Origin of the sequence: Pseudomonas sp. EMN2 (genome assembly GCF_009650555.1) — a bacterium.
Taxonomy (GTDB): domain Bacteria; phylum Pseudomonadota; class Gammaproteobacteria; order Pseudomonadales; family Pseudomonadaceae; genus Aquipseudomonas; species Aquipseudomonas sichuanensis.
Window position 1 is genome coordinate 40,963 of the sequence record NZ_VZZR01000010.1, and the last position, 14,368, is coordinate 55,330.

General features: G+C 64.7%; 16 protein-coding genes. 11 read left to right on the top strand and 5 right to left on the bottom strand.

The window, feature by feature from the left end:
- Positions 1 to 26 precede the first annotated feature (26 nt).
- The 6 genes from F6X61_RS03775 (at position 27) to F6X61_RS03800 (ending at position 5,421) form a co-directional block, all read left to right on the top strand.
- Positions 27 to 995: a sigma 54-interacting transcriptional regulator gene (locus tag F6X61_RS03775; RefSeq protein ID WP_153785471.1), complete on the top strand. Its 969-nt coding sequence runs from the start codon at positions 27 to 29 to the stop codon at positions 993 to 995.
- A 160-nt stretch (positions 996 to 1,155) separates the two neighbouring features.
- Positions 1,156 to 1,941, top strand: coding sequence for a MetQ/NlpA family ABC transporter substrate-binding protein (locus F6X61_RS03780; protein ID WP_110992090.1), 786 nt, complete (start codon positions 1,156 to 1,158; stop codon positions 1,939 to 1,941).
- A gap of 535 nt (positions 1,942 to 2,476) precedes the next feature.
- Positions 2,477 to 3,142, top strand: coding sequence for an amino acid ABC transporter permease (locus F6X61_RS03785; protein WP_153785472.1), 666 nt, complete (start codon positions 2,477 to 2,479; stop codon positions 3,140 to 3,142).
- On the top strand, positions 3,123 to 3,782 hold the full coding sequence (locus tag F6X61_RS03790) for an amino acid ABC transporter permease (RefSeq protein ID WP_153785473.1): 660 nt from the start codon (positions 3,123 to 3,125) through the stop codon (positions 3,780 to 3,782). Before F6X61_RS03785 ends, F6X61_RS03790 begins: the two co-directional genes overlap by 20 nt.
- On the top strand, positions 3,779 to 4,552 hold the full coding sequence (locus F6X61_RS03795; protein WP_153785474.1) for an amino acid ABC transporter ATP-binding protein: 774 nt from the start codon (positions 3,779 to 3,781) through the stop codon (positions 4,550 to 4,552). The genes F6X61_RS03790 and F6X61_RS03795 overlap by 4 nt, the downstream gene beginning before the upstream one ends.
- Positions 4,549 to 5,421: a transporter substrate-binding domain-containing protein gene (locus F6X61_RS03800; protein WP_153785475.1), complete on the top strand. Its 873-nt coding sequence runs from the start codon at positions 4,549 to 4,551 to the stop codon at positions 5,419 to 5,421. Before F6X61_RS03795 ends, F6X61_RS03800 begins: the two co-directional genes overlap by 4 nt.
- A gap of 68 nt (positions 5,422 to 5,489) precedes the next feature.
- Here the strand turns inward: F6X61_RS03800 and F6X61_RS03805 are convergent, their stop codons facing one another.
- Together F6X61_RS03805 and F6X61_RS03810 are read right to left on the bottom strand one after the other, a co-directional pair.
- On the bottom strand, positions 5,490 to 6,308 hold the full coding sequence (locus tag F6X61_RS03805; RefSeq protein ID WP_153785476.1) for an alpha/beta fold hydrolase: 819 nt from the start codon (positions 6,306 to 6,308) through the stop codon (positions 5,490 to 5,492).
- 157 nt (positions 6,309 to 6,465) lie between these two features.
- Positions 6,466 to 8,832 carry a penicillin acylase family protein gene (locus F6X61_RS03810; protein WP_153785477.1) on the bottom strand — a complete coding sequence of 789 codons (2,367 nt, stop codon included), beginning with the start codon at positions 8,830 to 8,832 and terminating at the stop codon, positions 6,466 to 6,468.
- A gap of 87 nt (positions 8,833 to 8,919) precedes the next feature.
- Here F6X61_RS03810 and F6X61_RS03815 point away from each other — a divergent pair, with 87 nt between their 5' ends.
- Positions 8,920 to 9,486 carry a sugar O-acetyltransferase gene (locus F6X61_RS03815; RefSeq protein WP_153785478.1) on the top strand — a complete coding sequence of 189 codons (567 nt, stop codon included), beginning with the start codon at positions 8,920 to 8,922 and terminating at the stop codon, positions 9,484 to 9,486.
- Here F6X61_RS03815 and F6X61_RS03820 read toward each other — a convergent pair.
- Positions 9,465 to 10,028, bottom strand: a complete 564-nt coding sequence (locus tag F6X61_RS03820) for a DUF6436 domain-containing protein (RefSeq protein ID WP_153785479.1) — start codon at positions 10,026 to 10,028, stop codon at positions 9,465 to 9,467. The two genes, F6X61_RS03815 and F6X61_RS03820, sit on opposite strands and share 22 nt — an antisense overlap.
- Before the next feature lie 167 nt (positions 10,029 to 10,195).
- On the opposite strand from F6X61_RS03820, the gene F6X61_RS03825 reads away from it, so the two are divergent.
- Positions 10,196 to 11,122: an alpha/beta hydrolase gene (locus tag F6X61_RS03825; protein ID WP_153785480.1), complete on the top strand. Its 927-nt coding sequence runs from the start codon at positions 10,196 to 10,198 to the stop codon at positions 11,120 to 11,122.
- Here F6X61_RS03825 and F6X61_RS03830 read toward each other — a convergent pair whose 3' ends face one another.
- Positions 11,123 to 11,875 (bottom strand): DUF2059 domain-containing protein, encoded by a 753-nt coding sequence (locus F6X61_RS03830; protein WP_110992100.1) that lies wholly within the window; start codon positions 11,873 to 11,875, stop codon positions 11,123 to 11,125.
- Positions 11,876 to 11,996: 121 nt separating this feature from the next.
- On the opposite strand from F6X61_RS03830, the gene F6X61_RS03835 reads away from it, so the two are divergent.
- Positions 11,997 to 12,620 (top strand): 2OG-Fe(II) oxygenase, encoded by a 624-nt coding sequence (locus F6X61_RS03835; protein WP_153785481.1) that lies wholly within the window; start codon positions 11,997 to 11,999, stop codon positions 12,618 to 12,620.
- Complete coding sequence (locus F6X61_RS03840) at positions 12,607 to 13,107, top strand: DUF523 domain-containing protein (RefSeq protein WP_153785482.1); 501 nt, start codon at positions 12,607 to 12,609, stop codon at positions 13,105 to 13,107. The genes F6X61_RS03835 and F6X61_RS03840 overlap by 14 nt, the downstream gene beginning before the upstream one ends.
- 20 nt (positions 13,108 to 13,127) lie before the next feature.
- On the opposite strand, the gene F6X61_RS03845 is transcribed toward F6X61_RS03840, so the two are convergent.
- The gene (locus tag F6X61_RS03845) at positions 13,128 to 13,598 is read right to left on the bottom strand and encodes a transporter substrate-binding domain-containing protein (RefSeq protein WP_153785483.1); all 471 of its coding nucleotides are present in this window, start codon (positions 13,596 to 13,598) and stop codon (positions 13,128 to 13,130) included.
- A 227-nt stretch (positions 13,599 to 13,825) separates the two neighbouring features.
- Between F6X61_RS03845 and F6X61_RS03850 the strand changes: the two genes are divergently transcribed.
- Positions 13,826 to 14,302 carry a DUF4399 domain-containing protein gene (locus F6X61_RS03850; protein WP_110992104.1) on the top strand — a complete coding sequence of 159 codons (477 nt, stop codon included), beginning with the start codon at positions 13,826 to 13,828 and terminating at the stop codon, positions 14,300 to 14,302.
- Positions 14,303 to 14,368 lie beyond the last annotated feature (66 nt).

Sequence of the window (14,368 nt, forward strand, 5' to 3'; positions counted from 1 at the left end):
GCATGCTTCCGGGGCGGGAGTTTTCCATGACTTTTCACACCCCTTTCGGCCAGCCACTGCTGACCTTCCCTGAACTGGACAAGAGCCCGCTGAGTATCCGCGCCAAGGCGCTGGTGTTCGTCGACCCGCGCTCACAGGCGCTGCGTCAGGCCCTCGAACGCCTTGCACCGCAACCGCTGCCGGTATTGATCCGTGGCGAGACCGGCACCGGCAAGGAGCTGCTGGCGCGGCAGATTCACCGCGCCAGTGATCGCGCGGGGCTGTTCGTCTCGGTCAACTGCGCCGCCATCAGCCCGACCTATGCCGACGCCGAGCTGTTCGGCTACAGCGCCGGTAGCCAGGGCGGTACCGCCAGCAGCCGCGCCGGCTGGTTCGGCTCGGCCAACGGCGGCACCTTGTACCTGGACGAGATTGCCGACCTGCCGCTGACGATCCAGGGCAAGTTGCTGGCGGCGCTGGAAAACCGCGAAGTGACGCGTGTCGGTGCCGCCCAGCCGCAACCGGTGGACGTGCGCCTGGTCGCCGCCTCCAGTATCGATCTGGCCAAGGCGGTGCAGGCCGGGCGTTTCAACGAGCGGCTCTACCATTACCTGCATGAAGGCGAGCTGGAGCTGCCGGCGTTGCGCGAGCGGGTCGGTGACATCCTGCCGTTGGCGGAGTACTTCGTCGGTATCTACAGCGTGCGCCTGGACCGGCCGCTGGCCCTGGTCAGCGAGGCCGCCCAACAGGCGCTGGAAGCCCATGCCTGGCCGGGCAATACCCGCGAGCTGGAGAACGTCATCCACTTTGCCCTGCTGGTCAGCGACGGTGAGGAGATCCTCCCCGAGCACCTTGACCTGCCGGATGCCAGCCCGCTGGCCAGCCTGGCCCGCCAGCTCGGGCAGCTGGGCCGCAGCCGCGAGGCGCAGACCCTCGGAGCCCTGCGCCAGCTGCTGAGCGACAGCCTGGCGCAGTTGGACGAGCCCGCACCTGGAGCGGTGCCAGACGCCTCATAAGCAAAGGCATTGATGGCCATTTGATTTTGGAATAAGCAGCTAAATAAAAGATATTGTTCCGGAATAAAAAATCCCGGTATCGTCCGTTTCACGCCCACCCGAACGGATGGGCACCTGACGTAGCCATCTGCGATGGCCCAGCTCGATAACAAGGATCACCATGAAAAAGACCCTGCTGACCACCGCCCTGGCCGCCGCCCTTTCGTTTGCAGGCCTGGCCTCTGCCGCCGAGAAACTGGTGGTCGCCGCCACGCCGGTACCCCACGCTGAAATCCTCGAACTGATCAAGCCGACCCTGGCCAAAGAAGGCGTCGACCTGCAGATCAAAGTGTTCACCGACTACGTGCAGCCCAACGTGCAGGTCGACCAGAAGCGCCTGGACGCCAACTACTTCCAGACCCTGCCCTACCTGCAGAACTTCAACGAAGGCAAAGGTACCCACCTGGAGACCGTGATCGGCGTGCACGTCGAACCCTTCGGTGGCTATTCGAAGAAGGTCAAGTCCCTGGCCGAGCTGAAGGAAGGCGCCACCGTCGCCATCCCCAACGAAGGCAGCAACAGCGGCCGCGCCTTGCTCCTGCTGCAGAAGGCTGGGCTGATCACCCTGAAAGACCCGAAGAACGCCCTGGCCACGCCGAAAGACATCGCCGAGAACCCGAAGAAGCTCAAGTTCCGCGAGCTGGAATCGGCCATGCTGCCGCGCGTGCTGGACCAGGTCGACCTGGACATGATCAACACCAACTACGCCCTGGAAGCCGGCCTGAACCCGGCCAAGGATGCCCTGGTGATCGAGGGTGCCGACTCGCCGTACGTGAACTTCCTGGTGGCCCGCCCGGACAACAAGGACAGCGAGGCCATCCAGAAACTGGCCAAGGCGCTGACCAGCCCGGAAGTGAAGGCGTTCATCGCCAAGAAGTACCAGGGCGCGGTACTGCCGGCGTTCTGACACGCGGTATCAGCCAAGCCTGAAACGAAAAACGCCGACGCATCTTGCGTCGGCGTTTTTGTTTTTGTCGGTCTTATCTTGCGAGCATGAATGGAACGTGGGAGCGGGCTTGCCCCGCGATTGCAGCACCGCGGTAGATGGCACCGGCTTTGCCAACAGATCAGGGTTGACCACCCAGCGCCCGGCGCAGGGCCAGCAGCCAAAGCAATTGTTCATTCGCAGCAGGTGAGCAGGGGCTGTTCATCGTTTTCGTCCTTGTAAGTTTGATGGGCCATGCAAGTCACAGTTTGAAACCTGTTTGAGGGGCGATTCGTAAGAAAGGTCCCAACCTGAGGCGGGAAATTTCCGAGGAAAACAGGCGGTGATATAGATATGCAATAAAGGTATTTATAAAAATATTTTTATACCTTTAGAGTCTATAAATCGTGCCTACCGGCACAGAGCCACTATGTGTTGAATGACGCCGAGCGACCCTCGTGCCGACCTGGAACCTGCCCATGCCGTACCTCCCTAACCTTGTGTCGAGGCCCATTCCATGAGTTTCGACACCGCCTTCATGCTTAGCACATTGCCGGCCTTCTTCAAGGCGGTGGGGGTGACCTTGCAGGTCGGCCTGATCGCCATTGCCACCTCGATGCTGGTGGCGTTGCTCAACTCGGCCATCCTGGTCTTGCGCACACCGTACCTGCGGCGCCTGGTGCAGGGCTACGTGGAGCTGGCCCGCAACACGCCGCTGCTGATCCAGCTGTTCTTCGTCTACTTCGCCCTGCCGAGCGTGGGTGTGAAGATTTCGGGCTTCGCCGCGGCGATCATCACCATGACCTTCATGGGCGGCGCCTACCTCACCGAAGTGCTGCGCGCCGGGGTCGAAGCGGTGCCGCGGGCACAGCTGGAGTCCGGGCGTTCGATCGGCCTGTCCGAAGGCCAGCTGCTGCGCCATGTGATCCTGCCGCAAGCGGGCATCCTCAGCCTGCCGGCACTGTTCGCCAACTTCGTGTTCCTGCTCAAGGAGACCACCGTGGTCTCGGCGGTGGCGGTGCCGGAGATCCTCTACACCACCAAGAACTACATCGCCCTGTACTACAAGACCTACGAGATGCTCGCGGTACTGACCCTGCTCTGCGTGCTGATCTTCCTGCCGTTGTCGCTGCTGCTGCGCCGCCTGGAAAGGAGGCTGCAACATGGCCAGTTCGGCATTTGAACTGCTGCAGGTGTCGCTGCCGCAACTGGCAGCCGGCGCCGGGCAAACCGTAGCGATTTCGGCACTGGGCATCGGCTTTGCCACCCTCGGCGGTGTGCTCTACGGCGTGCTGGCCACCCTCGGCAACCGGCTGCTGAACGTGCTGCTGCAGGTTTACCTGGAACTGTTCCGGGCGATCCCGGTACTGGTCTGGTTGTACCTGGTGTTCTTCGGCTTGCCGATCTTCCTTGGCCTGAGCATCCCCAGCTTCTGGTGCGCGGTGCTGGTATTGGGCCTGTGGGGCGCCAGCGAAGTCGGCGAGGTGGTGCGCGGTGCGCTCGGCTCGCTGCCCCGTGGCCAGCGCGAGGCGGGGCTATCGATCGGCCTGTCCGGCTGGCAGCTGTACGCCCATGTGCTGCTGCCGCAAGCGCTCAAGCGCATGACCCCGCCGACCATCAACATCTATACCCGCATCATCAAGACCAGCTCGCTGGCGGTGCTGATCGGTGTGGTCGAAGTGATCAAGGCCGGCCAACAGATCATCGAACGCACCTATGAATCGGCGCTGATCTACGGCGTGCTGCTGCTGTTCTTCTTTTTCGTCTGCTACCCGCTTTCCGCCGCCTCGCGCGTGCTGGAACGCCGCTGGGCCCACTCATGAGCGCATTGATCGAATTCCACGGTTTCAACAAGCTCTTCGGCGAGCAGCAGGTGCTGGCCAACGTCGACCTGCAGGTTCGCGCCGGCGAGGTGGTGGTGATCCTCGGCCCCAGCGGCTGCGGCAAAAGCACCCTGCTGCGCTGCCTCAACGGCCTGGAACAGGCCCACAGCGGCAGCCTGCGCCTGGACGGGCAGGAGCTGCTGGCCCCAGGCACCGACTGGCGCCAAGTGCGCCAGCGGGTGGGCATGGTGTTCCAGAGCTACCACCTGTTCGGCCACATGAGCGTGCTGGACAACCTGCTGCTGGGCCCGCTCAAGGTGCAAAAGCGCGAGCGCGCCGAAGCCCAGGCCCAGGCCGAAGCACTGCTGGCGCGGGTGGGCTTGCTGGACAAGCGCGATGCCTACCCGCGGCAGCTGTCCGGCGGCCAGCAGCAACGCATCGCCATCGTCCGCTCGCTGTGCATGAACCCGCAGGTGATGCTGTTCGACGAAGTCACCGCCGCCCTCGACCCGGAGATGGTCAAGGAGGTGCTGCAAGTGATCCAGGGCCTGGCCCGGGACGGCATGACCCTGCTCATCGTTACCCACGAAATGGCCTTCGCCCGCGCGGTGGCCGACCGCATCGTGTTCATGGAGGCCGGCAGGATCCTTGAACAGAACCACCCCGAGCGCTTCTTCACCCAACCGCAGACCGCACGCGCGCAGCAGTTCCTGGAGAAATTCTCTTTCGTCGAAAGCCTGCCCAAGACACTTCACAAGGAACTGTCATGAACACCGCACCCTTTGCCAAACTGCTCGCTCCACTGCTTGGCCTGGCCCTGCTGGCCGGCTGCAACAAGGCCGAAGAACCGGCCAAGCCCGCTGGCGCCTCGCCCGCCAGCAGCTACCTGGAAACCATCAAGGCCCGCGACAAGCTGATCGTCGGCGTGTTCACCGACAAGCCGCCGTTCGGCTTCGTCGATGAGAGTGGCCGCTACGTCGGCTTCGACACCGACATCGGCCGGCGTTTCGCCAAGGACTTGCTGGGCGACGAGAACAAGGTCGAGTTCGTCGCCGTCGAGCCCGCCAGCCGCATCCCCTTCCTGCAGAGCGACAAGGTCGACCTGATCCTCGCCAACATGACCGTCACCCCTGAGCGCAAGGAGGCGGTGGACTTCACCAACCCCAACCTGCGCGTGGCCGTGCAGGCCATCGTTGCCGACGGCAGCCCGGTGCAGAAGCTCGACGAGCTGGCCGACAAGACCATCATCGTCACCACCGGCACCACGGCCGATATCTGGCTGACGAAAAACCACCCGGAGTGGAAACTGCTCAAGTTCGAGAAGAACAGCGAGTCGCTGGCCGCCCTGGCCAATGGCCGTGGCGATGCCTATGCCCAGGACAACCTGATCCTGTTCAGCTGGGCCAAGCAGAATCCGGGCTACCGTGTGCTGCCGCAACTGTTGGGTGAGGAAGCACCGATTGCCCCGGCGGTGAAGAAGGGCAATGCCGAGCTGCGCGACTGGGTGAATGCCGAGCTGGCCAAGCTGGGTGAGGAGAAGTTTTTGCTCAAGCTGTATGACCAGTACGTGCGCAAAGAGCTGAGCGACGATACCAAGCCCGAGAGCGTGATTGTCGAAGGGGGCAAGTGGCAGGGTTGATCTGATCGCAGGGCAAGCCCGCTCCCACGGTTCCAACGTGGGAGCGGGCTTGCCCCGCGATGGCGATATCAGCCGTTACGCGGCAACCAGTTCAGCAGGAAATCATTCACCACCCCCGGGTTCTCCAGGCTGGAGATATGCCCGGCAAACGGAATCTGCGCCGCCAGGCAACCAATCAACTGCGCCATCTCGTTCGACTCCGCGGGCGGCCTGGGAATGTCCTGATCACCACAGATCACGATGGTCCGATCTGCAGGCAGCTCGCCGAGGCGTGCCAGCAGATCCGGCCGGCCAAAGATCACTCGCCCCATCGGGTCCAGGCTTTCGCGGATGGTCTGGGCGCTGCTTGCCTTCAACTGCGCACGAAACTGCTCGCGCACCTGGGGCACGGTTTCCCCGCCGGCATGGAAGAAGATCGGTACCACGATATCCAGCAGCGGGTCGACAAACGCGCCTGCTGCACTGGCGGCATCCAGCAGGCCGAAGTACTTCAGCCGCGTGGCCTCCGGTTCCGCCCCCAGGTAGGTATCCAGCAGCACCAGGCGGTCAACCCGCTCCGGGTGTTCGATGGCCAGCTGCGCGCCCCACATGCCGCCGACCGACAGGCCGACCAGATGGCACTTGGGGATATCCAGCGCATCGAGCAGGGCCAGGTGCTGGCGGCTCAAGGCGCTCATGTCGGTGGTGGTGGCCGGCGGCGCGTCGGAATCGCCGTGGCCCCACAGCTCGGGCACGATGACCCGGAAGTGCTTCGACAGCGCGTCGATCTGCGGTTGCCACATGGCGGCCGACCACAGGTAGCTATGGCCGAGCAGGACCGGGAAGCCCTGGCCTTGGTCGACGTAGCTCATGCGCGCGCCGTCTATTTCGATGAAGTGTTTTTGCATGGGGTTATCTCATGAATGGGGATAGCAAATTTGGTAATCGTGACAAGGCCCTGTGGGAGCGGGTTTACCCGCGAACACCGGCAGAGCCGGTGCCATCCACCACGTCACCTGCTTCGCGGGTAAACCCGCTCCCACAGGGGCCAGGTTTTCATGACGATCATCGCTCAGGCACCAACCGCAACGTGCTCTGCGCCGGGATCACCCCCATGCGCGCCTTGTGGTAGCGCCCCTCGATGTAATCCTCTGCCTGGTCGCCATAGTGCTTGTCGAACGGCACGCCGCTTTGCCCGACCGGGTTGATGGTCAAGGCCGCGCCGGCGTCGCCGAAGTCGATCACCCGCCGGGTGGACGGGCCATAGGTGACCGGCCAGGGCGCCGGGCCGATCTTCGCTGAAAGGTTGTTCGGCACTTCATGAGTGCCCGGGGCGGCGAAGGGGCCAACGTTGAACAGCAGGTTCAGCGGCTTTTTCACCCCCAGCGGGTGGTTGTGGGTGAGGGTGTGGGCCTTGCCCCATTGCCAGCTGGCCGGGTCCTTGCCGAAGGTCTCGCCCAGGTGCTTGAGGCTGCGCTGCCAAGCCAGCCGCACGATGGCGTTGCGGTCGGTGTGTTCATTGCCGCCGCGCAGGTTCCACCAGGGTGAGGCCGGGTCGGCGGCCAGTCGCGGCAGGGCCGCGTCGATGGCGCGGGTGCTGATCAGGATCGGGAACCAGGTATCGCCCAGCTCGTCATGCAGCGCAGCGAAAGCCAATTCGTAGAGGAACTGGTTGAACAGCGTGGCGCTGGTGGAGTCCACCGGGTAGTCGCCGCGCCAGGCGGCCAACTGTTCGACCAGCTCTTTCTCTTCGTCGCCTTGGGCCACGCTACGCAAGGTGCCCAGCAGCGGCGCCAGGGTGCGCGGGCCGTAGTCGTTGCTGGTGTCCAGCTGCAGGGCCTGGCTGTTCTGGGTGTCCCACTTGATGTCCGGGTTGCTCAGGTGGCGGTCCAGTTGGCGGCCACGGTCGGCCAGGTTGTAGTAGCCGGGCACCGGCACCACCGCCGGTGGTTGATAGTTGGCCGAGACGATGTAGCCGCTGGCCGGGTTCTCCTGCTGCGGGTTGACGCTGAACGGGTAGAAGCCGGGCTTGTCGGCCTGGCCGCTGCTGCCGTCGAGGATGAACGCCGGGTTCACCCCGTCCGGGCGGATCGGCAGGCGCGCCGCCGCCCACCAGCCGATATCGCCACGGGCGTTGGCCCAGACCAGGTTCAGCCCTGGCGCCTGCACCTTGGCTGCCGCTTCGCGCATCTTGCCCAGGGTGTCGGCGCGGTTGATCTGGTAGAAGCCTTCGAGGATCGGGTTGTCGGTTTCCAGGAACGCCCACCACATGGCGATGGGCGCAGCGCCGGCGCTGTTGCCCAGCACCGTGTTGACGATTGGGCCGTGGGGCGAGCGGCGCAGGGTGAGGGGCACCGGCTGCTCGCCTTTTACGGCGATCTGCTGCTCGGTTTTTTCCAGGGTCTGCCAGCGGCCATCGACCATCACTTGCTCGGGGTTGGCCGGGTTGGTCTTTTCGGCGATCAGGTCGACGTCGTCGTTCTGGAACATGGTCAGGCTCCAGCCGAAGTCGCGGCTGTGGCCAAGCAGGGCGAACGGGTTGAGCGCCTGGAAGTAGCCGTACAGGTTGAAGCCCGGCGCCGACAGCTCGGCCTCGTACCATACCGCCGGCACCGCGAAGCTGATGTGCGGGTCGCCCGCCAGCAACGGGCGGCCGCTGCGGGTGCGGCTGCCGGCCACGGCCCAGGCGTTGCTGCCTTCGAACTGGGGGATGCCGGCATCGCCCAAGGCCTCGTGGCTGAGCCGCGCCAGCTGCTCCAGGCTGCGCCAGTCGGCGGCGGCCAGCGGCGTGGCGATGGCACCGACGGGCTGCCAGTCGAGGTCGAAGATCTTCAGGTAATCGGCGCCGAGCTGGTCGCGGATGTAGGTGAGCGCGGGCTCGGTGCGAAAGGCCGCGGCGAAGCTGTAGGCCAGGTAGCCGGCGATGCTCAGGGTGTCCTCGGCGGTGAAAGGGCGCGGGGTGATACCAAGCAGATCGAACTCCATCGGCTTGGGATGGCTGGCCTGCCACTGGTTCACGCCATCGAGGTAGGCCTGCAAGGCTATCCAGGCCGGGGCCTGGCGGTCCTGGCGCTGGACCATCAGCGCGGCCTGCTCGCGGATGCGCAGGCTGCGGAACAGGGTGTCGGTGGGCAGCAACTTGTCGCCCAGCACCTCGGCCAGCTCGCCACGCGCCAGGCGGCGCATGATCTCCATCTGGAACAGGCGGTCCTGGGCGTGCACGTAGCCCAGGGCGCGGTACAGGTCCTGCTCGTTCTGCGCCTGCAGGTGCGGTACGCCGCGCGCGTCATAGCGGGCGGTGACCGGCGCTTGCAGCCCGGCAAGGGCCAGTTCGCCCTCGCGCTGGGGCTGCTTGCCCTGCACATACCAGTAACCGGCGCCGGCAGCGGCCACGGCAATCACCACGGCCAGCAGGGTCAGGCTGCGCTTCATCGAGACTCCTTGTGCACTCGAGCGAAAAATGTGGTCCGATCATCGGCGGATTCGCGCACTGAGCATAGCCCCCAACAAGGAGTTTCCATGTCCCTCAGCGAAAAACAGAAAATGCTGCAAGGCCAGCTCTACCACGCTGGCTGCCCGGAACTTCAGGCCGAGCAGATCGCCAACAAGCACTGGATGCACCGCTACAACGCCAGCGTCGAGCTGCTCAACGAAGCCCGCCACGGGTTGCTGGTCGAGCACTTCGGCAGCGTCGGCGACGGTGTGGTGATCCGCCCGCCGTTCTATTGCGACTACGGCTACAACCTCAGTGTCGGCGCCAATACCTTCATGAACTTCAACTGCGTGATCCTCGACGTGCTGCCGGTGCGCATCGGCGCCGACTGCCAGATCGGCCCTGCCGTGCAGATCTACACCGCCGACCACCCGCTCGACCCTGAGCTGCGCCGCAGCGGCCTGGAAAGCGGGCGGCCGGTGACCATCGGCGACAACGTGTGGATCGGCGGCGGGGCGATCATCCTGCCGGGGGTGAGCATTGGCGATAACGCCGTGGTCGGCGCCGGCAGCGTGGTCACCCGCGATGTGCCGGCGGGGGCAGTAGTGGTGGGTAACCCGGCACGGGTACGTCAACCTGCCCAGGGGCAGTAGCAGCCCACGGCCAGGGTGTTGCTGGCCTGCACCCGGCGCCCTTCATTCAGGGCCTTGAGGATAGGCTCGATGAAGCTGTTGCTGGAATTGCACACTGCGCCTTCGCTGTAGGGGCCGAAGTAGGCCAGCTCGCCGTTGCGGTCCCAGATCGCCACGGCGGGGGTGGCCGGCAGGTGTTCGCTGCCGGGCAGCCCGGCCAGGGGTTTGAGTGCACCGAGGTTGGCGGGCAGTTGGCCGTGGCTGCCGGGCCGTTGCACCACGTGGAAGCTGACCCCCTGTGGGGCAAAGTGCTCGACCAGCTCGCCCAGGTGCTGCTGGTTACCGACGTTGCACGGGCAGGCCGGGTCCCAGAAGTGCACCACGCGGATCGAGCCGGGGCCGGCCAGTTCGGGCGGCAGGCGCAGCTGGCTGCCGTCGAACAGTGTGGTCTGGTTGTCGAAGGGGCGCAGGTAGCGGGCCTGGAAACTGTCGTAGGCCCACCACAGGGCGGCGGCGCAGAGCAGGGCAATACTGGTCGAAAGCAGTGTCTTGGTAATTCGCATGAGAGTCCGCAATCCCTGTGGGAGCGGGCTTGCCCCGCGATCGGGTCATCGCGGGGCAAGCCCGCTCCCACAGGGACGAGTTGGCCTTGGGTCGTGCGCCAGCTTGCCATGGCGCTGCCATAAGCTGAATATCCCAGATCAATACTCGCCTCGTTGTGGATGTACCGATGCCTGCCGCTTTGAAGCCCGACCTGTTGCGCGCCAGCCTGGCGCCGCTTGCCGAACGCCAACCGTTGTCCGCTCAAGCCCGCGACTATCAACGCTATTACGGCCTGGAGCTGGGCGTGCCGAGCTGGCTTGGCGGCTTTCGCGCGGCGGGGTTCGAGCTGGTCGGCCAGGTCTGGCTCCCCGCGCAGCCGGTGGCGACGTTGTTCATGCTGCACGGCTACTACGACCACATGGGCCTGTACCGGCATGTCATCGAGTGGGCATTGGCGCAGGGCTATGCAGTGATCAGCTGTGACCTGCCAGGGCACGGGTTGTCCAGCGGCGAACGGGCCAGCATCGAAGACTTCGCCATCTACCAGCAGGCCCTCGATGCACTGTTCGAGCAGGCGCGCCAACTTGAGCTGCCGCACCCCTGGCACCTGTGCGGGCAAAGCACGGGCGGTGCGATCGTGGTCGATCACCTGTTGCATTGCGCCGAGCAGAGCCCGGCCGACGGCGAGGTGATTCTGCTGGCGCCGCTGGTGCGCCCGCGCGCCTGGGGTTGGTCGAAGCTGAGCTACCGGGTGCTGCGCCACTTCGTCAACGGCATCGAGCGGCGCTTCAGCGAGAACACCAACGATCCGGCGTTCCTGCCGTTCCTGGAGGCCGACCCGCTGCAGCCACGGCGCCTGCCGACTGCCTGGGTCGGGGCATTGATGAAATGGGTAAGGCGCATCGAGGCCGCGCCGCAGAGCGCGCGACGGCCATTGATCGTACAGGGGGAGGCGGATGCCACGGTGGATTGGCCGTACAACCTCAAGGTGCTAAAGGCCAAGTTCGCCGAGCCGCAGATCCTGATGCTGCCCGAGGCCCGGCACCACCTGGCCAACGAGCTGCCGGGCATCCGCCGGCGCTACTTCGACTTCATTGGCCAGCGCCTGGGCTGATCAGTTCAGGTCGTTGGCATTCTGGCCCACGGCGAGGGCCGCGCGCACCGCGCTTACCGCCGCTTTGTAGTAGGCCTGGCCGTCCGGCGACTCGGCGAAGGTCGAGAACTGCTCCAGCTCGGCGTCCGACAGGTCGCGATAGACATACAACAGGGTGTTGTCGAGGTCTTCGCCGACCTGGTTCATCAGGCGCTGGCGTTGGCCGTCGAGCAGGCTCTGCGTCTGACCTCCACCGAACAGGCCGGGGATCATCGAGCTGAGGCTGTCGGCGGCCACCCCGGCGATGGCCAGGCTGACTTCCGCACCGGCCTCGCGCGCGGGAAGCGCCTGTGCCAGGTGGCCGATGATCAGCTGGCGATTGTCGCTGGCCTGGATCTTAGGCAAGCCCTTGGCATTCTTGGCCAGCTGGTCCTTGCGCGTGGCCAGCAGCTCGGCGGCCACCACCTTGCGCCCTAGTGGCGACTGGAAGAAGGCCAGGGCCGGTGCCGGGTTCTTGAGGGTGCTGCGCAACTGCGCCTGGGCGCGGCGGTCCATGGCCTGGGCCTGGAAGCGCTGGTTGCTGTTGTTGACCAGCGCCTGGTAAACCGCAGGCGGCAGGCTGTTGCGGTAGCGCTGTTGGGCGGCGCTCACGGCATCGTTGAAATGGGCTCGCTGGTCGGGCCAGCCGGCGGCCTTGTACAGCTGATCAAGGTTGTCTGCCCAGACAGGCATGGTGCAGATCATCAGCAGAAGCAGGGAAAACAGACGGCGCATTCAGGACTCCTGTCGTCAGGCCGCCATTGTCCTTGGCATGGCGGGGCTTTGTCGAGTCGCCAGGGGCGCTTCCTGACCAAGTGGCGCTGTGCGCGGGCAGGCCGAATGGCTATGATGCGCCATGCACAATCCTTGCGAACATCCCATGCTGTCGGCAATCGTCGACGACCTGGCCACCCGTGGCTGGTCGCAGCAAACCCTCTTTCTACCCGACGGGCTGTCGCGTGAGCTCGCGCTCGAGTGCCGGCGCCGTTATGCCGAAGGCGAACTCAACCCTGCCGGGGTGGGGCGCGGCGCCGCGCAGGAAGTGCGCGAGGCGATCCGTGGCGACCAGATCCAGTGGATCGACCCTGGTGAATCCGCGGCCTGCGACCAGTATTTGGGGGCCATGGACAGCCTGCGCCAGGCCATCAACCAGGGGTTGTTCCTCGGGCTCGAGGATTTCGAGTGCCATTTTGCCCTGTATCCGCCGGGGGCCTTCTACCGCCGCCATCTGGATCGCTTCCGCGACGACGACCGGCGTACCGTTTCTGCGGTGTTCTATCTCAATGAAGGCTGGCAGCCGGACGATGGCGGGCAGCTGCGCATGTTCCTCGACGGCGATGTCGAGCATGACGTGCAGCCGATCGCCGGCAGCCTGGTGGTGTTCCTGTCTGGCGCCATTCCCCATGAAGTCCTGCCGGCCGGGCGCGAGCGCCTGTCGCTGACGGGCTGGTTCCGCCGCCGTGGCAATGACCCCTTCTGAGCCGCCGAGAGTCCTGGTCAGCGCCTGTCTGCTGGGCCAGCCGGTGCGCTACGACGGGCGTGCCAGCGGACACCCCGATCTGCTGCAGCGCTGGCAGGCCGAGGGCCGGGTAGTGCCGCTGTGTCCGGAAGTGGCCGGCGGCCTGTCGACACCCCGGCCTGCGGCGGAAATCCCGGGCGGGCAGGGTGGTCAGGTGCTGGACGCACAGGCACAGGTGCTGACGGCTAGCGGCGAGGATGTCAGCGCGGCGTTCATGGTCGGGGCGCAACGGGCGCTGGAGCTGGTTCGCCGGCATGGCATCCGGGTGGCGGTGCTCAAGTCCGGCAGCCCGTCGTGCGGTAACCGGCAGACCTACGACGGCACTTTCACGGGGGTGAAAGTAGCGGGCGAGGGCGTCACCACGGCGTTGTTGCGACGTGAAGGGGTGCAGGTGTTCAGCGAGCTGGAGCTGGACGAGGCCGAACGGGCGCTGGCAAGCCTGCAATAGGCGCCAGCGTCAGCAGGTACTCACTTGCGCGCTTCGCTGCGCAGCCATTTCTGTTCAAGCGCGGCTAGCCGGCCATCACTCTCGATCCGCTTCAGGGCATTGTTCACGGCACTCTCGAAGGCCGGATTGCCTTTCTGGAAGGGGATCACCAGGTGCGAGGTACTGAATGGCTGGCTGGTGACCAGTTCAGGGTCCAGTTCAGGTTGAGGCTTGTTGAAGGCAATGTCGTACTTGCCGCTGACCACGCCCGGCAAGACATCTTCAGCCGTGGCTTCGACGAACTCGGCGCGCACATCCAGCTCTTTGGCCAGGGCCTGGCCCAGCTCGATTTCGAAGCCGGTCAGGCGCTGGTCTTCTTTGAGCACATAGGGTGGCGTGTCGCTCAACACGGCAATGCGCAGTTCGCCACGGTCGTTGATTTCGTCGATCAGTTCGGCCTGGGCCAATGGGCAGAACAGTACTGCCAGCAGTACGCCAATGGTCAAACGCATGAAAGCCCCTTATTTGTATGGCAGATGAATGTCATTCGCCGCAGCTTGTTCCTCGCCCGGTCGAACGCAGCCTATGACCCCAAGACCTGGGTAATGTTTAACGTCATTAGCAACTATTTCTGTAGCGTTTTTCTGAACCTTCGCCGGCGCAGATGAACTATGGTGAATAACCGCTTTGCTTGGTTTTAGTGATAGCGGTCAATTGAAGTGAATGACAGGAGAAGTGAATGAAAAGCCTATTTTCGCGTGCTGCCGTTGCCGGTCTGCTGATGGGGGCGTCGGTGTTCGCCAGTGCTGCGGATGCACTCAAGAGCGAGCAGCCACCGGAAGGCGCCAAGGTCTTCATCGTTTCCCCCGCCGACGGCGCCACGGTCGACAAGACCTTCACCGTCAAGTTCGGCATCGAGGGCATTGCCCTCAAGCCTGCCGGTGACCAGACCGCGCACAGCGGCCATCACCACCTGCTGGTGGATGTCGACAAGGCGCCGGTGGCTGACATGCCGCTGCCGACCAGCCTGATGCCCGAGAACAATGCCCCGTTGCCGGCCGGCCCGCAGGTGCTGCACTTCGGCAAGGCACAGACCGAGGCGACCATTACCCTCACACCGGGCAAGCACACCCTGCAACTGGTGCTGGGCGACAAGTATCACGTGCCGTTCAAGCCGAGCGTTGAATCGCAGAAGATTACCGTCAACGTCAAGTAAGGCTGGCGCCGGGCCCGCAGGATTGGGTTCAAATCGCCAATAAAAAAGGGAGGCCACCAGGGCCTC